Below are 19,582 nucleotides of genomic sequence, written 5' to 3' on the forward strand. Positions count from 1 at the left end.
TCGGACACCGACCGGACGTACGATGGCAGCTCGGTCGCCAGGATCGCTCAGTCGGCAGGACCCGAACCGGCGGCGTCCCGGTCGGCCAGCTCGTCGACGTCCAGCGACTCCCGGTGCACCCGCCCGGTGCGGTACGCGGCCCGGCCGATCATCTGGGCCGCGAGCGGGGCGGTGGTGAGCTGGAACCCGCCGATCAGCACCAGCGTGGCCAGGTCGGCGCCGTTGCGCAGGCTCACCGCCAGCGCCAGCAGGATCAGCAGTACGCCGAGCACCTGCGGTTTGGTCGCCGCGTGCATCCGGCTGAGCACGTCCGGGAAGCGGGCCAACCCGATCCCGGCGGCCAGGCTCAGCAGCCCGCCGGCGACCAGGAAGACCCCGACCAGCACGTCGAGCACCTCGCCGGTCACGCCTCCTCCCCGGCGGCGAAGCGCACCAGGGCCACCGAGCCGACGAAGCCCAGTGTGCTGAGCACGATCAGAATCGGCAGCGTGGTGGCGTGCCGGGTGACGGCCGCCTCGACGCCGAGCGCACCGATCATGATCGAGATCAGCACCTCGGCGGCGACCACCCGGTCCAGCAGCGCCGGGCCGCGTACGACGCGGACCAGGGCCAGCGCCGCTGCGGTCGAGAGCAGGACGGCGACGACAACGACGACAACGGTCACGGTGGTCCTCCCGGTTCGGTGTCTCCAGTGGACGGCGAGAGCAGCCGCAGTTCCGTTTCGGAGCCGATGGCGCGGACGAGGCGGGCCTCCAGGGCCAGGATGCGTTCCCGGCTCCGGGCCAGGTCCTCGGCGCCGCGTACGTCCAGTACGTGCACGTAGAGCGTTCCGCTCTCCCGGTCCGCCTCCACGATCAGCGTGCCGGGGACCAGCGACAGCACCTCGGCGGTCAGTGCCAGGTTGAGGTCGGTACGCACCCGCAGCCGGACCGCCACGATAGCGTTCCGGGGCTGCCCGGGGCGCAGTGCGACCCAGCCGACGTGCACGCTGGCGACCACGAGTTCGGCGACGAACCGCCCGACGAACTCGGCCAGTGCCAGCGGCCGGAGCCGGCCGCCGAAGGTGACCCGGGGCAGCGGCAGGAAGACCAGGATCACCACGGCCACCAGCACGCCGCCGACCAGGTTGCCGACGGTGAACTCACCCCAGAGCAGACTCCAGACCGCGACCAGCCAGCCGACCGTGATCAGGTGGTCCCGCCAGCGCCGCCGGTCCGGAAGCCGGTGCCACAGCGCCCGCCAGCGCCGCCGGCCGGGCAGGCGGCGGCGCACCGCGGGCCAGCCCGGCACGGACCGGCCCGCCAGCCATCCAGGCAGGGTGCGGCGGGACGGGTCCGGTGCGGCTGCCCGGGCGCCCCGGGTCACGGCGGGCCGCCGGGAAAGACCGCCCGCACGTACGGGACGCGTTGCCGCAGGTCGTCGGCGGCCTCGGCGCTGACCCCGAAGAGCGGGCCGGCCGCCACCGTCAGCCCCACCCCGAGCAGCACCAGTACGGTGGTGGCGCCGACCATCAGCCGGGGCAACCGGGCCGACGCCTCGGTCTCGACCAGCCGGGGCGGGCGCCAGAACGCCAGGCTCCACACCTTCGTCGTCGCGTAGAGGGTGAGCAGGCTGGTCAGGGTGCTGGCGACCACCAGCAGCCAGGGCAGCACCCCGCCGGCCGACACCCCGGCCTGGATCAGCCCCAGCTTGCCGAGGAACCCGGAGAACGGCGGGATGCCGGAGAGGCTCAGCGCCGGCACCAGGAACAGCACCCCGAGCAGCGGGGCCATCCGGGCCAGCCCGCCGATCCGGTCCAGGTTGGTGCTGCCGGCCCGCCGCTCGACCAGACCGGCCGCGAGGAACAGGGTGGTCTGCACGGTGATGTGGTGCACCACGTAGAAGATCGCGGCGGCCAGCCCGGGCCCCGAGGTCAGCGCCACCCCGAAGAGCAGATATCCGATGTGGCTGACCAGGGTGAACGACAGCAACCGCTTGATGTCGGACTGCGCGACCGCGCCCAGGATGCCGACCAGCATGGTGAGCAGAGCCAGCACCAGCAGCAGGTTGGCGGCCCGGCCGTCGGGGAAGAGCAACGTCTCGGTCCGGATGATCGCATATATGCCGATCTTGGTCAGCAGGCCGGCGAAGACCGCGGTGACCGGGGCCGGGGCGGTCGGATAGCTGTCCGGGAGCCAGGCCGCCAGCGGGAAGACCGCCGCCTTGATGGCGAAGACGAGCAGCAGTACGCCGTGCAGCGCCAGCCGCAGGTCGGCCGGGAGGGCGTCGAGCCGACCCACCAACTGGGCGAGGTTCAGCGTGCCGGTGGCGGCGTACACCAGGCCGACCGCGGCGAGGAAGATCAGCGACGACACCAGGCCGACCACGACGTACGTGGTGCCGGCCCGGATTCGCTCCTCGGTGCCGCCGAGGGTGAGCAGCACGTAGCTGGCGGACAGCAGGACCTCGAAGCCGACGAAGAGGTTGAACAGGTCACCGGCGAGGAAGGCGTTGGTCACCCCGGCCGTCATCACCAGATAGGTGGGGTGGTAGATCACCACCGGGGCGTGCACGCCGGGATCGGCCCGGTCCTCGCCGATCGAGTAGAGCAGCACGCAGAGCGTCACCGCCGCCGAGACCACCAGCATCAGCGCGGCCAACTGGTCGGCGACCAGGACGATGCCGAGCGGGGCGGGCCAGCCGCCGACGTGCACCACCAGCGGGCCGTGCCAGTGCGCGCGCCAGAGCAGCATGCCCGCGACGACCAGGGTGATCACCAGGGCGGTGACGCTGATCGCCCGCTGGGCGATCGGCCGGCGGGCCAGCACCAGGGTCAGCGCCGCGCCGAACAACGGTACGACCACCGGCAGCGGTACCAGGTAGTTCATGTCCGGCCCGTCCCGTCGTCGAGCCGGCGGGGCGGCGGCTCCGGGTCGACCTGTTCCGGGTCGGTGCCCATCAACCCACCGGCCGGTGGCCACGGCTCCTCACCGGCGTTGTCGTCCGGACCGGCGAGCTCGTGCCGCTTCGCACGGCGCACGATCCGGCGGTCCTCCGGGTCGTCGCGTACCTCGTCGTGCCCGGTCAGCTGCCAGCTCCGGTACGCCATCGCCAGCAGGAACGCGGTCAGGCCCAGGGTGATCACGATGGCGGTCAGCACCATGGCCTGGGCCAGCGGGTCGCTCATCTCCGCGTCCGGCGTGACCCCGAGGATGGGCGCCCCACCGGACCGGCCGCCGAGCAGGAGCAGCAGGTTGGTGCCGTTGGTCAGCAGGATGACGCCGATCAGCACCCGGCTGAGGCTGCGCTCCAGCAGCAGCACGACGCCGCTGCCGAACAGCACCCCGACGACCAGCGCCAGCACCAGGTTCGGGGTCATCGACTGCCGTCCGTACCGGCCGACCCGGAGTCCGTACCGCCCGGAGCCTCCGGCGACCCGGCACCCGCCGCCTGCCGCGCCGGCCGGTCGGTACGCAGCCCGGTACCCGGCTCGTCCTCCACCTCGATCTGCCGGTCCACCTCGGCGCCGAGGCTGCGCAGGATGTCCAGCACCAGGCCGACCACCACCAGGTAGACGCCGATGTCGAAGAAGATCGAGGTGACCAGGTGCAGGTCGCCGACGATCGGCACCTCCGGCTCCAGCAGCGTGCTGCGCAGCGGCTCCCCACCTGTCGACATGGCCAGCAGACCGGTGCTGACCGCCACGAGGAGACCGACCCCGAGCAGCATTCCGGCGTCGACCGGGGCTGCCTGGTCGAGTTCGTGCCGGCCACCGGCGAGATAGCGGACCGCCAGCGCGAGCCCGGCCACCAGGCCGCCGACGAAGCCGCCGCCGGGGGCGTTGTGACCGGAGAAGAGCAGGAAGATGGAGAAGAGCACGACGGTGTGGAAGATCAGCCGGACGACCACCTCGAAGACGATCGAGCGACGCCGGGTCCGCAGCGTCGGTCCGGCCCGCAGCCAGACCCGCTCGGCTCCGGGCGGCGGCAGGTCGTCCCGGCGGGGCCGGTCCGGACCGCGTCGACGCTGGAAGATCAGGCTGGCGACTCCGGTCGCCGCCACCACCAGCACGGCGATCTCGCCCATGGTGTCCCAGGCCCGGATGTCCACCAGGGTGACGTTGACGACGTTGCGGCCGTACCCGAAGGAGAGCGCCGGCCCGGGGAACCCGGCCGAGACCGGCGGCGCCCGCCGTGCCCCGGTCGCGGTCACCGCCATCGCGGTGACCACGGCCCCGACCGCCACGCCGACGGCGAGCCGGGTCCACCGGCTGCGCCGCAGCGGCCGCACCGAGAACCGGGCCGGCAACCGGCGCAGCACCAACACGAAGATCACGATGGTGACGGTCTCCGCCAGGAACTGGGCCAACGCCAGGTCGGGCGCCCCGTGCAGCACGAACAGCATGGCGGTGCAGTAGCCGGTGACGCCGGCCAGGATCACCGCGGTGAGTCGGCGCCGGGCCCGGACGGTGAGCACCGCGGCGCCCCCGAGCACCACCCCGACGACGGCCTGCAACGGATGGTCCGGGGAGCCGACCTGGTCCGGCCACGGGCCGCGCAGCAGCGCGCCGCCCAGCACGAGCACCAGGGCCAGCAGGATGATGCCGAGGTACTGCGGCAGCGAACCCCGCTGCGTCGCACCGGTGACCGCCACGGCCACCCGGTCGAACCCCCGGCTCAGCACCTGGTAGGCGGTGTCCCCGTCGAACGGTGCCCGCACCCGGGCCTGCACCGCGCCGACCGCGCTGCGCGACGCGTTGACCAACAGGCCGCCGGCCAGGGCCAGCAGCGACATGCCCAGGACCGGCCCCGGCGCCGGCACGAACGTGAGCTGGTGCGCGATCGCCCCGAACGAGCGGGGATAGCCGGCGAGCGCATCGCCGACGGGCCCGGCCAGTACCCCCAGCACCAGCCCGGCGACGGCGAGCAGAGCCGCCGGGGCGAGCAGGACGGTCTCGACCGGACGGGTCGGAGTCGCCTCCCCGGACGGTGGGCGGCCGGCGAACGCCCCCCAGACGAACCGGGCGCTGTACGCGGTGGTCAGCACGGCGCCGATCAGCAGCGCGGCGAGCAGCGGCGGGTCGCCGACGAACGCCCCGAGGACCGCCTCCTTGGCGACGAACCCGATCAGCGGCGGTACCCCGGCCATCGAGGCCGCGGCGAGTACGGCGGTCGCGCAGACCAGCGGCATCCGCCGGTACAGCCCGGAGAGCACGGTCAGGTCCCGGGTACCGGCCCGCCGGTCGACGATCCCGACCACCAGGAACAGGGCCGCCTTGAACAGGGCGTGCCCGAGCAGCATCGCCACGCCGGCGAGCGCGGCGTCCGGGGTGCCGGCGCCGACGAGTACCACCAGCAGCCCGAGCTGGCTGACCGTGCCGTACGCCAGCAGCAGCTTCAGGTCGACCTGGCGCAGCGCGGCCCAGCCGCCGGCCAGCATGGTGACGATCCCGGTCACGTAGATCACCGGGCGCCACGGACCGACCTGCGCGTACGCGGGGGCGAGCAGCGCGACCAGGTAGACGCCGGCCTTCACCATCGCGGCGGCGTGCAGGTAGGCGCTGACCGGGGTGGGTGCGGCCATCGCCGCCGGCAGCCAGAAGCTGGTCGGGAAGATCGCCGACTTGCTGAGCGCGCCCACCAGGATCAGCACCACCGCGATCCCGAGGTACCCGCCGGGCGGCGGTGGCCGGGCCGCGATCTCCGACCACCGGTACGTGCCGGCGTGCTGACCGAGCATGACGAAGCCGACCAGCATGACCAGGCCGCCCAGGGTGGTCACCAGCAGCGCCTGGTTCGCCGACCGCCGGCTGGCCTGCTGCTCCGGGTGGTGCGCGATCAGCAGGTAGGAGAAGACGCTGGTCAGTTCCCAGCAGACGTAGAGCAGCAGCAGGTCGTCGGCGACCACCACCCCGAGCATGGCTCCGGCGAAGCCGACGAAGACGGCGGCGAACCGGCCGAGCCCGGGCTCGTCGGCGTCGAAGTAACGGACGCAGTAGACCAGCACCAGGGCGCCGATCCCGCCGACCAGCAGCACCAGCAGCCAGGACAGGGTGGTGACCCGCAGCGCCAGTTCGAGACCCAGGTCCGGCACCCACGGGTACGCCTCGACGACCGCCCCGCCGTCCCGGACGGTGCCGGCGTACCCGAGCGCCCAGCCGAACGCGCTGGCCGGGGCGGCCGCCAACGGCAGGAAGGCCCGGCGACCCCACCGGTGCACCAACGCGGGTGCCAGCGCCGCAGCCACCAGGTGCAGCGCCAGCAGCATCAGCATGCGTACTCCAGGTAGGTGTCGGCACGGCCCGGCCCGAGGACGTGGACTCAGACAGATCACACGCCAGAGTCCGGCCCGACACGCGGAATTGCCCGAAACCACCCGAGTGGGGCCGGAGATGGGCAATCATGCGGCCGGCCGGTCCGCGGCGGCGGTCCCGGGTCGGCGGTTGCCGCCCCGCCGCCGTCGGTGGCGCGAGGGACCGCCCGCCGGTTCGAGCCGCTGTGCGGCGCGGCCGGCGGTCCGAAGAACCACCCGGCAGTCCCTAAGAGCCACCCGGCAGTCCCGAAGAGCCACCCGGCGATCCGGGCCGGCGGTGTGCGGGGTTACCGGGCGGGCCGGGCCGGCGGGGCTGCCCGGGGCCGGGCCGGCGGGGCTGCCCGGGGCCGGGCCGGCGGGGCTGCCCGGGGCCGGGCCGGCGGGGCTGCCCGGGGCCGGGCCGGCGGTGTGCGGGGTTACCGGGCGGGCCGGAGGGCGTGGGTCGGGGGTGTTACCTGACAGCGCACGGCGAGTCGAGGTCGTGCGCCGGAGCCTGGTCGCGGAGGACCGGTGCCGGGCCGCCGTCCAGGAGGGCGCCGGCGGCCGGGCCGTCCGGGGCGTCGGATGTGGACGGCACCGCCAGGTCGGCCCGGCCGAGTTGCCGGACGACCTGGTTGATCACCTGCTGGGCGGCGGCGAGGGAGCGCCGGGGCAGCACCCGGCCGTGCGCCTCGCGGCGTAGCACCAGGGCGTGCACCGCCGCCCGGACCCGGGCCCGGTCCGCCGCGCTGGCGGTGGCGGTGGCCGCCACCAACTGGCGCAGACAGTCGACGAGCCGCTCGGCGAGTTCGAGGTCGGCGCCGCGCAGACCGGCCCGCGCCACGGTCAGGTAGGTCTCGACCCGACGGGTCAGCACGTCCGTGGCGGCGGGGACGTCGCGCGGAACGCCGGTCATCCGTACCCCCTTGGCGCCGAGCTTGGGTTTCGGAGAAGTTACTGTATGTCGCACTTCATTCGCAAGCAGTTAAGTGAGACTTAGCCCTCATCTCAGGCGAAAACAACGATCAACCGGGCATGCGGACAACCGTTCCGGTGAACCTGTCGGACCGACCGGGCACGATGGGTCGGTGAGTGATGTGCTGGCGACGTTCGGCGCGGCGACCCGGGAGTGGTTCGGCGCCGCGTTCGCCGCGCCCACCGACGCCCAGTCCGGGGCGTGGCGTGCGGTCGGCGCCGGCCGCAACGCCCTGGTGGTCGCACCGACCGGCTCCGGCAAGACCCTTGCCGCGTTCCTCTGGTCGCTGGACCGGCTGGCCCGCGAACCGGCCCCGGCCGACCCCCGGCACCGCTGCCGGGTGGTCTACGTCAGCCCGTTGAAGGCGCTCGCCGTCGACGTCGAGCGCAACCTGCGCGCCCCGCTCACCGGCATGCGGCAGGCGGCGGCCCGGCTGGGCATCCCGCCGCCCGAGATCACCGTCGGGATGCGGACCGGGGACACCCCGGCCGACGAGCGGCGGGCCTTCGCGCGTACCCCGCCGGACATCCTGATCACCACGCCGGAATCGCTCTTCCTGCTGCTCACCTCCGCCGCCCGGGATTCGCTGCGCGGCGTGCAGACCGTGATCGTCGACGAGGTGCACGCGGTCGCCGGCACCAAGCGCGGCGCCCACCTGGCCCTCTCCCTGGAGCGGCTGGACGCCCTGCTGCCCGCCCCCGCGCAGCGGATCGGGCTCTCCGCCACGGTGCGCCCGATCGACGCCACCGCACGGTTCCTCGGCGGCGCCCGGCCGGTCACCGTGGTGCAGCCCGAGACCGCGAAGACCATCGAGGTCAGTGTCCAGGTGCCGGTCGAGGACATGACCCGGCTGGACGAGCAGGAGGCGCCGGAGGACGAGTTCGGCACCCCGCGCCGCGCGTCGATCTGGCCCGCGGTCGAGGAACGGGTCTACGCCCTGGTCCGGTCGCACCGGTCGACCATCGTCTTCACCAACTCCCGGCGCAGCGCCGAGCGGCTCTGCGCCCGGCTCAACGAGCTGGCCGCCGACGAGTCCGAGTTGGCCCCCGACCCGACAGACAGGGCCGCGGACGGCCGCCCGCCCTCTCCGGGCCGGACAGGGGACGACCGGCCGCCCTCCACCGGCCGGACAGGGGACGACCGGCCGCCCTCCACCGGCCGGACAGGGGACGACCGGCCGCCCTCCACCGGCCGGACAGGGGACGACCGGCCGCCCTCCACCGGCCGGACAGGGGACGACCGGCCGCCCTCCACCGGCCGGGCCGGGGGCGACCGGCCCGGGCCGATCCGGCCGGCGGCACCGCCCCGGCTGCCGGCGGAGATCATGGCGCAGTCGGGCGCGGCGACCGGGGCGGCGCCGGTGATCGCCCGGGCGCACCACGGCAGCGTCTCCCGGGAGGAGCGCCGGCACATCGAGGAGGCGCTCAAGTCCGGCCAGTTGCCGGCGGTGGTCGCCACCTCCAGCCTGGAGCTCGGCATCGACATGGGCGCCGTCGACCTGGTGGTGCAGATCGAAGCCCCGCCGAGTGTCGCGGCCGGCCTGCAACGGGTCGGCCGGGCCGGGCACCAGGTCGGCGCGGTCTCCCGGGGCGTGGTCTTCCCCAAGCACCGGGGCGACCTGCTCTCCTGCGCGGTGGTGGCGGAGCGGATGGCCGACGGCGCCATCGAGGAGCTGCACTATCCGCGCAACCCGCTGGACGTGCTCGCCCAGCAGATCGTCGCGATGGTCGCCCTGGACGAGTGGCGGGTCGCCGACCTCACCGCGCTGATCCGTCGCGCCGCACCCTTCGCCGAACTGCCCGACTCGGCCCTGCACGCGGTGCTCGACATGCTCTCCGGGCGCTACCCGTCCACCGCCTTCGCCGAGCTGCGCCCCCGGCTGGTCTGGGACCGGGTCGCCGACCTGCTCACCGGCCGACCCGGCGCGCAACGGCTGGCGGTGACCAGCGGCGGCACCATCCCCGACCGGGGGCTGTTCGGGGTTTTCCTGGCCGACGCCGAACGCGCGGCCAGGGTGGGTGAGCTGGACGAGGAGATGGTCTACGAGTCCCGGGTCGGCGACATCTTCCTGCTCGGCTCGTCGTCCTGGCGGATCGAGGACATCACCCCGGACCGGGTGCTGGTCTCGCCCGCACCGGGCCAGGCGGCCCGGATGCCGTTCTGGAAGGGCGACCAGCTCGGCCGCCCGGTCGAGCTGGGCCGGGCGCTCGGCAACCGGCTGCGTGGACTGGTCCGGGCCGACGACGACGCCGCTCGCGCCGCGCTGCGCTCCGGCGGATTGGACGACTGGGCCGCCGGCAACCTGGTGGCGTACCTGCGCGAGCAGCAGGCCGCCACCCGGTCGGTGCCGGACGACCGGACGGTGCTCGTCGAGCGCTTCCGCGACGAGTTGGGCGACTGGCGGCTGGCCGTGCACTGCGTGCTCGGCGCCCGGGTCAACGGGCCGTGGGCGCTGGCCATCGCCCGCCGGCTCGCCGAGCGGTACGGCGTCGACGCCCAGGTGGTCCCCTCCGACGACGGCATCGTCGTGCGGCTGCCCGACACCGCCGACGATCCGCCCGGCGCCGAACTGGTCGCCTTCGACCCCGACGAGATCGCCACCCTGGTGGAGGAGTCGGTGGGCGGGTCCGCCCTGTTCGCCGCGCGGTTCCGGGAGTGTGCCGCCCGCGCCCTGCTGCTGCCCCGCCGCGACCCGCGCCGCCGCCAGCCGCTCTGGCAGCAGCGTCAACGCGCCGCCCAGCTACTCGACGTCGCCCGGGAGTACGCCGACTTCCCGATCACCCTGGAGGCGGCCCGGGAGTGCCTTCAGGACGTCTTCGACCTGCCCGGCCTGGTGTCGCTGATGCGGGAGGTGGCCGCCCGCAAGGTCCGGCTGGTCGAGGTGGAGACGTCCCGGCCGTCGCCGTTCGCCCGCTCGCTGCTCTTCGGCTACGTCGGCGCGTTCCTCTACGAGGGCGACGCCCCGCTGGCCGAACGGCGGGCCGCCGCGCTGGCGCTCGACTCGGCGCTGCTCGGCGAACTGCTCGGCCGGGTCGACCTGCGGGAGCTGCTCGACCCGACGGTGGTGACCGAGACCGAGCGGCAGTTGCGCTGGCTGACCGAGCAGCGCCGGCCCCGGGACGCCGAGGACGCGGTCGAGCTGCTCCGGCTGCTCGGCGACCTCTCCGACGCCGAGCTGGCCGAGCGCGGGGTCGCACCGGACTGGCTGACCGAGCTGGCGGCGGCCCGGCGGATCCTCCGGATCCGGGTCGCCGGTCAGGAGCGCTGGATCGGTGTCGAGGACGCCGGCCGCTACCGGGACGCGCTCGGCGTGGCCCTGCCGGTGGGAGTGGCGCAGGCGTACCTCGAACCGGTGGCCGACCCGCTCGGCGATCTCGTCGCCCGGTACGCCCGCACGCACGGCCCCTTCGCCGCGGGCACCTGCGCGGCCCGGTTCGGGCTCGGCGTCTTCGTGGTGGAGCAGACGCTGCGCCGGCTCGGCGCCGACGGGCGGGTGGTCTCCGGCGAGTTCTCGCCGACCGGCGCCGGTCCGGAGTGGTGCGACGCCGAGGTGCTCCGCCTGCTGCGCCGCCGTTCCCTGGCCGCGCTGCGCCGGGAGATCGAGCCCGTGCCGGCCCAGGCGCTGGCCACCTTCCTGCCCCGGTGGCAGCAGGTCGGTGCGGCCGCCCGGGGCGTCGAGGCGGTCGCCGCCGTGGTGGAGCAGTTGCAGGGGGCCGCGGTGCCGGCGTCCGCGCTGGAGAGCCTGGTCCTGCCCGCCCGGGTCGCCGACTACTCCCCGGCCTACCTCGACGAGCTCTGCGCCAGCGGCGAGGTGGTGTGGGCGGGCTCCGGCGCGATCGGTCGGGGCGACGGCTGGGTCACTCTGGCCTACGCCGACAGCGCCGCCCTGCTGCTGCCGCCGCCGGACGAGGCGCTGGCGCTGACCCCGCTGCACGAGGCGGTGTTGGCGGCGCTCGGCGACGGGCAGGCGCTGTTCTTCCGGTCGCTGGCCGAACGGGTCAGCACCGACCAGCGGGCCGCCGACTCCGGTGCCGGCCCAATCGAGGACGCGACGCTGGTCGGGGTGGTGTGGGAGCTGGTCTGGGCCGGCTGGCTGACCAACGACACCCTGGCGCCGCTGCGCGCCGTACTCGGTGGCGGGGGTGCGCACCGGCCGCGTACCGGCGCGCCCCGGACCCGCTACCGGCGGCCGGGCCGCCCCACACTGCCGGCCCGGGGCGGGCCACCGACGGTCGCCGGGCGCTGGTCCCGGCTCCCGGGGCGGGACACCGACCCGACCCGACGGGCCGCCGCGCTCGCCGACCTGCTGCTCGAACGGCACGGGGTGGTGACCCGGGGAGCGGTGGTCGCCGAGGGAGTGTCCGGCGGCTTCGCCGCGGTCTATCCGGTGCTCTCCGCGCTGGAGGAGCGCGGGGCGGCCCGCCGTGGCTACTTCGTCGAGGGTCTCGGTGCGGCACAGTTCGCGGTACCCGGGGCGGTGGACCGGCTGCGGGCGCTCGCCGAGCCGGAGGAGTCGCGCCGGCGGGCCGGCGGGGCCCGGGTGCTGGCCGCCACCGACCCGGCCAACCCGTACGGCGCCGCGCTGCCCTGGCCGACCCGGGTGGTCGACTCCGGGGACGGCACGGTCGAACCCGACGGCGGTTCCGCCGGTACGGCGACCGGGCACCGGGCCGGGCGTAAAGCGGGTGCCCTGGTGGTGCTGGTCGGCGGCGCACTCGTGCTCTACGTGGAGCGCGGCGGCCGGACGCTGCTCTCGTTCACCGACGACGGCGAGGCGCTGACCGCCGCAGCCCAAGCGCTCGGCGCCGCGGTCGGCTCCGGCGCGCTCGGTGCCCTGGCGGTGGAACGCGCCGACGGTGGTTCGGTGCACGCCTCGCCGCTGCGTGACGCACTCACCGCCGCCGGCTTCCGGACCACGCCGCGCGGGCTGCGCCTGCGCGGCTGAGCCGGAGGGTCCGCCGGCCGGACCGACGGGGTGACCCTCGCCGATATGCCGGTGCCGGAGCAGGTGGGCCGGGTCCGCGGTACTGGTGCCGGCCAGACTGACCGGGTGGGAGACATCCTGACCCTGGGCTGGAGTGCCGGGCTGGAGGAGGCCCCCGGGGTGTGGCGGGTCGTCAACAAGCTGGTCCGGGCACAGCGTCCAACTCCCCCGCTGACTACGCAGCCAGGTTAGGCTAACCTAACGACACGCCGCATTCCCGAGTCTGGCGGCGGCGCGTACCGAGAGGTTGCCCGATGACCGAGCTTTCCACCGCCCCGTCGCTCGTCGCCCCGTGGCGGCTCTTCCCGGCCGAGGTCGTCCGGCTGCACCGGCTGAGCCCGTCCTTCCTCCGGGTCACCTTCACCGGCGACGACTTCGACACCTTCGCCGACCCCGGCTACGACCAGCGGATCAAACTCGTCTTCCCGATCCCGGTGCACGGCTTCCGCCACCTGCCGGCCGGCACCGACTGGTACCCGCGCTGGCGGGCCCTCCCCACCGAGCTGCGCAACCCGTTCCGCACCTACACCACCAGGGCGGTACGCCGGGCGGCCCGCGAAGTCGACGTCGACATCGTGCTGCACCCCGACGGCGGCCCGTACGGCGCACACGGACCGGCGGCCCGCTGGGCACTGGCCGCCGCACCGGGTGACCGGATCGTCATCATGGGGCCGGACCACGGCTACCTCGGCGACCACGGCGGTCGGGAGTTTCAACCTTCGCTGGCCAACCGCACCCTGCTGATGGCCGGGGACGAGACGGCGGTGCCGGCGATCGCCGCGACCCTGGAACGGCTGCCGGCCGGCAGTCGGGGCGAGGCGCTGCTCGAGGTGCCGCTCCCGGGCGACGTGCTGGACCTGGCGGCTCCGCCGGGAATCACGGTGACCTGGCTGCCCCGCTCCGGCGCCCGGCACGGCGACCTGCTGATCCCGGCGGTCCGGGCGGCGGCCGAACGGCTGCTCCCGGCCCGGCCCGGCACCGGGACCGCCGCGCTGGCCCCCGAGGCCGAGGCGGCATGGCAGGCCGAGGCGGCCGGCAATCCGGACGAGGAACTCTGGGAGGTGCCGGTCGGGCTCTCCAGCGAGGGCCACTACGCCTGGCTGGCCGGCGAGTCCGCAGTGATCCGGGCGCTGCGCCGGCACCTGGTCACCGAACGCGGCCTGGACCGCGAGGCGGTCGCCTTCATGGGCTACTGGCGACTCGGCCGCGCCGACGACGCCGCCTGAACCGCGCCCGGCGACGAGGCCCCCCGAGAAGGGTCCTCTCGTCGCAACCGTCGTAGCAGGGCCCCGTCCCACGGCCACCGGGCGGCCCCGTCCGGGGTCAGAGTCGCGGTGCCACCTCGGCGGCGATCAGGTCGAGGTGGTCCAGGTCGGCGATGTCGAGCACCTGAAGGAAGATCCGGCTGGCGCCGTGCTCGGCGTACGCCTGGATCTGCTCGACGACCTGCTCCGGCGTACCGGCGACGCCGTATCCGGTCCGCATCTCCTCCGGATCGCGACCGATCGCCTCGGCCCGGCGCCGCACCTCGGCGTCGTTCCGGCCGCAGAGCACGGCCAGCGCGGCGGAGAGCACCAGTGGGGCGCGGCCGGCGGCGGCCCGACCACTCCGCTCGCCGGCCTCGGCCACCGCCGCGTAGCTGCGGGCCACCTCGGCGGCGGAGCTGAACGGCACGTTGAACTCGTCGGCGAACCGGGCGGCCAGCATCGGGGTACGCCGTAGCCCCTTGCCGCCGACGATCACCGGCAGGCTCGGCGTCTGCACCGGCTTCGGCAGCGCCGGTGAGCCGGCGAGCCGGTAGTACGTCCCCGAGTAGTCGAACGTGCCGCCGACCGGCGTACCCCACAGCCCGGTGACCACCTCCAGTTGCTCGGTGAGCCGGTCGAACCGCTCACGGGGCGGCGGGAACGGGATGCCGTACGCCTCGTGCTCGGCCTCGAACCAACCGGTGCCGAGACCCAGCTCGACCCGGCCGCCGCTCATCTCGTCGACCTGGGCGGCGCTGATCGCCAGTGGTCCCGGCAGCCGGAAGGTCGCCGAGGTGACCAGCGTGCCGAGCCGGATCCGGGAGGTCTGCACCGCCAGGGCGGCCAGGGTCAGCCAGGCGTCGGTCGGGCCGGGCAGCCCGGTGCCGCCCATCGTGAGGTAGTGGTCGGAGCGGAAGAAGCCGTCGAACCCGCACTCCTCGGTGTGCCGGGCGATCCGCAGCAGGTCCTGATAGCTGGCACCCTGCTGGGGTTCGGTGAAGATAACCAGGCGCATGTGGTCACCTTGCCAGGTGGCGGGCGGCAGAGCAGCACCCGGTGCGACTTCGGACCCGGGCGCCGGGCCGGCGGAACCGGTCCGGGCTCCGGTCATGCGGAAACCGGTCCGGCCACCTCCCGCCGCCGCAGCACCGCCAGCCGTCAGCTCACGTCGATGCCGTGCAGCAGCCCGTCCTGGTCGCCGACCAGGAGCAGGTCACCCACGACGACCGGCGGGCTGTAGCAGTACCCGGTGGTGGTCAGTTGCAGGCGGGTCCGGACCGACCCGGTGCCCAGGTCGAGCGCGACCAGCAGGCCGGTGGTGGTCGGGGTCCACGCGACGGAGCGGTGGATCGCCGCGCCGGTGCTGACCGGACGCGCACCGAGTCCGGTGGTCCACCGGGCCTCTCCGGTGTCCGGGTCGACCCGGGCCGCGGTACGCCCTCCGTCGTCGAACATCAGCACGTCGCCGTCGTCGAGCAGCCGTTTGGGGGCGTAGATGTAGGAGCCGGTCACCGACCAGCGCTGCTGCCCGGTGGCGGGATCCAGCGCGAACGCGTTGGCCACGGTGGAGACCAGGACCAGGCCGTTCGGGAGTACCTCCAGGTTGTCGGCCCACGGGCCGTAGATGAGCCGGCTGTAGGCGGTGGTGCGGGCGTTGGTGGAGAACGACCACCGGACGGCACCGGTGTCGGCGTCGTGGGCGTAGACGTTGCCGTCCCCGGCACCGGCGTAGACCCGGATGCCGTCGCTGGCCGCGCGCCCGGCGAACATCCCCGACCCGGGCACGCTCCACACCCGGGCGCCGGTGCGCGCGTCGATCGCCTGCCGGGTCTCGCCGGCGGCGAAGACGACCAGGGTACGGCCGGCCACCGTGGTCACCAGCGGGCTGCCCAGCACCGGGGCGCCGGCCCGGTAGGCGAACCTGCGCCGGCCGGTGGCCGGGTCGAGGGCGTAGAGGTGCTGGTCGTCCGACGGCACGTAGACGGTCCGGCCGTCGGGGGCGAACGCCGGCCGGCCGTGCACCGGGCCGAGCCTGGTCCGCCAGCTCTGGCGCAGTCCGTCGCGGGTGGGCCGGGCGCCGAGGACGGTGCCGTCGGTGGTGGTGGCGACCAGCAGGCCGTCCCGGGCCGCCAGGCCGGCCTGCACCGGTGCACCGAGCTGTTCGCGCCAGCGCAGCCGCCGCCGGGGGTCGGGGAGGGCGAACGTACGGGTCTGCTCGTACCAGGCGCCGCCGGGGTCGGTGACCCGTACGGTCATCCGGTGCTCGCCGGGCGGCAGCGCGGCGATGTCCAGGCCGGTGCTGAAGCGGCGACCGGAGGCGTCGGCGGCGAGGTCCCGCCACTGACCGGCGTCCTTGAGGCCGTACGTGTGCTGCGGGTAGAGCTGAGCCTGCACGCTGGCCGCCTCGGCGCGCGGGGAGAGCCGCACCGAGACCGCCAGGGTGGAGCTGGCCGGGGTGAGCGAGAGCGCCTGGGGCCGCTGCGCGAGGGCGGTCCGTGGTCCGTCGAGCGGGATCTCCAGCACCGGCCGGGTCTCGGCGCTGCCGTCGGCGGCCCGCTGCACGGCGGTGATCCGCAGCATCGAACCGCCCCGTCCGGACGTACGCTCCACCCAGTAGTAGATCGGCGTCCCGCGGGTGTCGTCGACCGCGAACTGGGTCAGCCCGTTGAACCGCTGGACCTGTTCGGCGTGCACGTGCCCGGCGAACACGGCCCGTACGTTGTAGCGGTCCAGGAGCCCCAGCAGCCGTTCCTGGTCGTTGACGTAGTAGTTGTCACCGCCGAACGGGAAGTGGCAGAGCAGCACGATCGGCGTGCCGGGTCGGACCCGTTTCAGGTCCCGGGTCAGCCAGTCGATGCCGGGCTCGCCGAAGCCGCCCGGCTCCTGGAGCAGGTGGCTGGGGTCCAGCGCGACGAAGTGCAGGCCGGCGTGGTCGAAGGAGTACCGGCTCGGCCCGAACAGCGCGCCGTAGCGCGCCCCGGCGGTGCTGTCCCACCGCCAGTCGTGGTTGCCGGGAACGTGCCGGATCCGGGGTCGCAACCGCGCCGGGATGGTGCGCAGGTAGGTGTCGTACTCGGCCACCGAGCCGTGCTCGACGATATCGCCGACGTGGCAGACGATCGGCGGGTTCGCCGCGGCGATGTGCTGGTACACCCAGCTCACGATCTCGGTCCGCTCGGGGATGTCCACGTCGATCTGGGTGTCACCGAGCAGCGCGAACCCGGACGGGGCGGGGCCGCCCGGCCAGGGCCGGCCGGCGGCGGTCGGCCCGCCGAGGGCGGGCGAGCCGCCGGCCGCCGCGCCGGCGGCCACCGCGGCGGCCGTACCGGCGCCCAGCCGGAGGATCCGGCGGCGGTCCAGCCGGAGGTGGTCATGGTCCCGGGCAGGCATCGATGACATGGTCCGTTCCTTCCGGCCGACTTCGTCTGAAGTGCCGGTGAGCCTGGCACGGGCCCAAGTTTTCGATCAAGGTCTTCCGGGTGAATCGGCGATGATCTCGCAGGAAACCGTCAAACATGGCCGGCGCGGTGTCGGGTCCTTGCATCCGCGCCGGTCACCGGCCCGGCAGACCTGGGGCGCAGCCGTGCTCAGGTCCCGGCCTGGCCCTGCTCGGGTCCCGGCGCCGGCAGCACCATCCCGGCCCGTTTGACGGAACGGAGCGCGACCGCGACATCGGCGTGCTGGAGGCCGGGTAGCTGGCCGATCGTCTCGGAGAGGAAGTCGTAGAGGGCGCTGTCGCTGGCCAGCGCGATCTCACCGCAGAGGTTCCGGTCTCCGGTGGTCGCGGCGATCATGAGTACGGCGGGGTGCGCGGCGAGGACTTCGCCCACCTGCCCGAGCTGGGTGGGATTGACGTTGAGCGAGACGAAGGCGTTCACCGGGAGACCGACCACGCCGGGCTCGACGAGTGTCCGCATCCGCAGAAAGCCGGCGGTCATCATCGCCTCGGCGCGCCGCCGTACCGTGACCGGGCTCGCGCCGCACCGCTCGGCCAACTGCTGCCAGCCCTGACGGCCGTCCCGGGTCAGCGCGGCGACGATCGTCTCGTCGAGTGGGCTCAGCCGTGGCGGGGGTACGGTCGGCACCTGCTCGTTCCACTGGTCCATCCGCTGGTCGCGCAGCCGGTCGACCACGTCGGGAGGGAGCAGGCTCGGGCTCCAGCCGTGCGGCGTGGAGAACCTGCGGATCACCTGGTTGCTCCAGACCGCGAGGATCCCGTCCAGGCCGGGCAGTTGGTCGAACATGAGCTGGCGCAGGTGCTCGTTCGAGGTGTAGGAGACCTCGGCCACGCATTCGACGCTGCCGGTGACCAGCTTGACCGATCCGCTCTCCGACCATTGGGCCAGGTGCTCGGCCGACCGGCTGGCGGTGCCCGGCCGGCAGCGCAGCCGGACGAAGAGTGATCGCGCCCGACGGGTCGTCTCGCTGTCTATCACCCCGATCACCCGGACGGCCCCGCTGCGCATGAGTCGCGGCAGCCGACGGGAGACGGTCGCCTCCGAGGTGAAGACCGCCTCGCCGATCTGCGCGTGGGTGGCCCGCGGATGCGCGAGCAGGGCGCCGATGATCCGACGATCGAGTGCGTCCAACAAAGCCCCATACCCATCACTTTGACGCGATGACATGCTGAAGTCTTGCATTCACCGTTCAAAAGTTGACACTCTACCTCGCGGCTCCGCAGACTCGCGCTCACCTTCTTCCGGGTGAGGAGACAGCGAATGGCGCTTCCTGGCAAGCGACGGTACGCGATCCGGGCCATCGCGGCGGCCACGGTCGCGCTGCTCGCGGCCGTCACGGTGCCGGCCGGCCCGACACCGGCATCTCCGGCCCTGTCCTCGTCGACGCCCCTGGCGCGACCCGCGCAGCAGGTAATTTTGTTTGACTTCGATGGATTCGACCCACGTTTCGTCTACGGCCAGTACGCCGGTGTGGCGGATCTGCCGAACCTTCGGGCGCTGATCGAGGAAGGCTCGTACGGCGTCGCCGACGGCTCCTTCTCGTCGTACTCGAACTCGTCGCGGGCGACGACGGCGACCGGCACGTACCCGATCACCCATCGCAACACCGGCTACTACTACAGCCGGGAGACCGGTCGGGGCGTCTCGCAGGAGCGCCACATCGAGCCCGGCGTCGAGACGATCGCCCAGTCGCTGCGGCGCCAGGACCGCACCGCCGCCTACCTCCAGTGGTACGTCGTGCAGGGCTACGGCGCCGTCTTCGGCGACCCCGCCGCCCTCTACACCCAGCCGGGCGGAAACTGCCAGACCCGCGCCGACCAGGCGATCGCGCTGCTGCGCGGGGAGCCGGTCGACTCCGGGGGCACGATGGTCGACCCGGCGCGGATCCCGGACCTGATCACCGTCTACTGCGACGACGTCGACGCGGTGCTGCACGGCGACGGGTTCTCCGCCGCCGGCCTGCCGGCCGCGCTGGCCCGGGTGGACGCCCAGATCGGGCGGGTCCGGGACGCGGCCCGGGAGGCGGGCATCCTGGACGAGACGGCCTTCGTCGTCACCGCCGACCACGGCGCCCGGGACTGGACCATCCCGCTGCTGCCCGAGGTGGTCGACCAGCTCGCCGGGACGGGCCTGACGGTCGAGGTCATCTCCTCCTCCGGCGGCGTACCGGACCCGGCGAGCGAGATCGTCGTCGTGGCGGCGCCGCGTACCGCCGACATCACCCTCCGGGGCCGGGCGGACACGCCGGCGCAGGCCCGGAACATCGCCAGGATCATCCGTTCCGTCCCTGGGATCGCAGCCGTCTACGACGAAGGCGACCTGCGCCGGATGAAGGCCAGCGACAAGCTCGGTGACCTCGTCGTCGAGCCGATCGAGCCGTACCACCTCTCCACACTCACCGACGGCGAGCCCCGCGGCTCGCACGGCGGCCTCGCCGAGGCGTACGTGCCACTCGTACTCTCCGGTGCCGGGATCCGGGCCGGGGTCCCGCTGCACGACGTCGGCCTGGTCGACGTGGCCGCCACCATCAGCGCCCTGCTCGGCGTCCGGCCCCCGACGAGCTCCCAGGGGCACGTCATCCGCCGGGCCGTCGAGCGGTCCTGACCGGGCCGTGCTCTGCCGCCGACCCGGCTCCGATCCCCCCCAA

At 74.2% G+C, this 19,582-nt stretch carries 13 protein-coding genes and 1 pseudogene; 4 read left to right on the plus strand and 10 right to left on the minus strand.

The genetic code is table 11. The features are described from left to right. Window positions 1–47 precede the first annotated feature (47 nt). The 7 genes and pseudogenes from mnhG to ACQEVC_RS44310 form a co-directional block, all read right to left on the minus strand. The gene (gene mnhG / locus ACQEVC_RS44280) at window positions 48–407 is read right to left on the minus strand and encodes a monovalent cation/H(+) antiporter subunit G (protein WP_432890471.1); all 360 of its coding nucleotides are present in this window, start codon (window positions 405–407) and stop codon (window positions 48–50) included. Then, complete coding sequence (locus tag ACQEVC_RS44285; protein ID WP_432890474.1) at window positions 404–664, minus strand: monovalent cation/H+ antiporter complex subunit F; 261 nt, start codon at window positions 662–664, stop codon at window positions 404–406. Before ACQEVC_RS44285 ends, mnhG begins: the two co-directional genes overlap by 4 nt. Continuing rightward, window positions 661–1,365 (minus strand): Na+/H+ antiporter subunit E, encoded by a 705-nt coding sequence (locus tag ACQEVC_RS44290; RefSeq protein WP_432890477.1) that lies wholly within the window; start codon window positions 1,363–1,365, stop codon window positions 661–663. Before ACQEVC_RS44290 ends, ACQEVC_RS44285 begins: the two co-directional genes overlap by 4 nt. Continuing rightward, window positions 1,362–2,867, minus strand: coding sequence for a Na+/H+ antiporter subunit D (locus tag ACQEVC_RS44295; RefSeq protein WP_432890480.1), 1,506 nt, complete (start codon window positions 2,865–2,867; stop codon window positions 1,362–1,364). The genes ACQEVC_RS44290 and ACQEVC_RS44295 overlap by 4 nt, the downstream gene beginning before the upstream one ends. After that, window positions 2,864–3,358 (minus strand): Na(+)/H(+) antiporter subunit C, encoded by a 495-nt coding sequence (locus ACQEVC_RS44300; RefSeq protein WP_432890482.1) that lies wholly within the window; start codon window positions 3,356–3,358, stop codon window positions 2,864–2,866. The genes ACQEVC_RS44295 and ACQEVC_RS44300 overlap by 4 nt, the downstream gene beginning before the upstream one ends. Continuing rightward, window positions 3,355–6,252 (minus strand): Na+/H+ antiporter subunit A, encoded by a 2,898-nt coding sequence (locus ACQEVC_RS44305; RefSeq protein WP_432890485.1) that lies wholly within the window; start codon window positions 6,250–6,252, stop codon window positions 3,355–3,357. Before ACQEVC_RS44305 ends, ACQEVC_RS44300 begins: the two co-directional genes overlap by 4 nt. A gap of 586 nt (window positions 6,253–6,838) precedes the next feature. Then, window positions 6,839–7,186, minus strand: a pseudogene (locus ACQEVC_RS44310) (hypothetical protein); the annotation flags it as partial. A gap of 181 nt (window positions 7,187–7,367) precedes the next feature. Here ACQEVC_RS44310 and ACQEVC_RS44315 point away from each other — a divergent pair. The 3 genes from ACQEVC_RS44315 (at window position 7,368) to ACQEVC_RS44325 (ending at window position 13,456) form a co-directional block, all read left to right on the plus strand. After that, a complete protein-coding gene (locus ACQEVC_RS44315) occupies window positions 7,368–12,191 on the plus strand; it encodes an Lhr family helicase (RefSeq protein ID WP_432892062.1) in 4,824 nt (1,607 codons plus the stop codon). Between the two features lie 105 nt (window positions 12,192–12,296). Beyond that, window positions 12,297–12,422, plus strand: a complete 126-nt coding sequence (locus ACQEVC_RS44320) for a hypothetical protein (protein WP_432890488.1) — start codon at window positions 12,297–12,299, stop codon at window positions 12,420–12,422. 62 nt (window positions 12,423–12,484) lie between these two features. Further along, entirely contained in the window at window positions 12,485–13,456 is a 972-nt protein-coding gene (locus ACQEVC_RS44325) for a siderophore-interacting protein (protein WP_432890491.1), read from the plus strand. Window positions 13,457–13,553: 97 nt separating this feature from the next. Here ACQEVC_RS44325 and ACQEVC_RS44330 read toward each other — a convergent pair whose 3' ends face one another. From ACQEVC_RS44330 to ACQEVC_RS44340, 3 genes are all read right to left on the minus strand, one after another. Continuing rightward, the gene (locus ACQEVC_RS44330) at window positions 13,554–14,492 is read right to left on the minus strand and encodes an LLM class F420-dependent oxidoreductase (RefSeq protein WP_432890493.1); all 939 of its coding nucleotides are present in this window, start codon (window positions 14,490–14,492) and stop codon (window positions 13,554–13,556) included. 143 nt (window positions 14,493–14,635) lie between these two features. Beyond that, window positions 14,636–16,876 carry a PQQ-binding-like beta-propeller repeat protein gene (locus tag ACQEVC_RS44335; protein WP_432890496.1) on the minus strand — a complete coding sequence of 747 codons (2,241 nt, stop codon included), beginning with the start codon at window positions 16,874–16,876 and terminating at the stop codon, window positions 14,636–14,638. A gap of 188 nt (window positions 16,877–17,064) precedes the next feature. Beyond that, window positions 17,065–18,066, minus strand: coding sequence for an Lrp/AsnC family transcriptional regulator (locus ACQEVC_RS44340; RefSeq protein ID WP_318395229.1), 1,002 nt, complete (start codon window positions 18,064–18,066; stop codon window positions 17,065–17,067). Between the two features lie 129 nt (window positions 18,067–18,195). On the opposite strand from ACQEVC_RS44340, the gene ACQEVC_RS44345 reads away from it, so the two are divergent. Continuing rightward, the gene (locus ACQEVC_RS44345; protein WP_432890499.1) at window positions 18,196–19,539 is read left to right on the plus strand and encodes an alkaline phosphatase family protein; all 1,344 of its coding nucleotides are present in this window, start codon (window positions 18,196–18,198) and stop codon (window positions 19,537–19,539) included. Window positions 19,540–19,582 lie beyond the last annotated feature (43 nt).

Origin of the sequence: Plantactinospora sp. CA-294935 (assembly GCF_050936445.1) — a bacterium.
In the GTDB taxonomy this organism is placed as follows: Bacteria; Actinomycetota; Actinomycetes; order Mycobacteriales; family Micromonosporaceae; genus Plantactinospora.

Coding starts and splice junctions, on each gene's coding strand:
- ACQEVC_RS44295 (WP_432890480.1), bottom strand. CDS start 2,867: ATGAACTACCTGGTACCGCTGCCGGTGGTCGTACCGTTGTTCGGCGCG.
- ACQEVC_RS44300 (WP_432890482.1), bottom strand. CDS start 3,358: ATGACCCCGAACCTGGTGCTGGCGCTGGTCGTCGGGGTGCTGTTCGGC.
- ACQEVC_RS44305 (WP_432890485.1), bottom strand. CDS start 6,252: ATGCTGATGCTGCTGGCGCTGCACCTGGTGGCTGCGGCGCTGGCACCC.
- ACQEVC_RS44325 (WP_432890491.1), top strand. CDS start 12,485: ATGACCGAGCTTTCCACCGCCCCGTCGCTCGTCGCCCCGTGGCGGCTC.
- ACQEVC_RS44330 (WP_432890493.1), bottom strand. CDS start 14,492: ATGCGCCTGGTTATCTTCACCGAACCCCAGCAGGGTGCCAGCTATCAG.
- ACQEVC_RS44335 (WP_432890496.1), bottom strand. CDS start 16,876: ATGTCATCGATGCCTGCCCGGGACCATGACCACCTCCGGCTGGACCGC.
- ACQEVC_RS44345 (WP_432890499.1), top strand. CDS start 18,196: ATGGCGCTTCCTGGCAAGCGACGGTACGCGATCCGGGCCATCGCGGCG.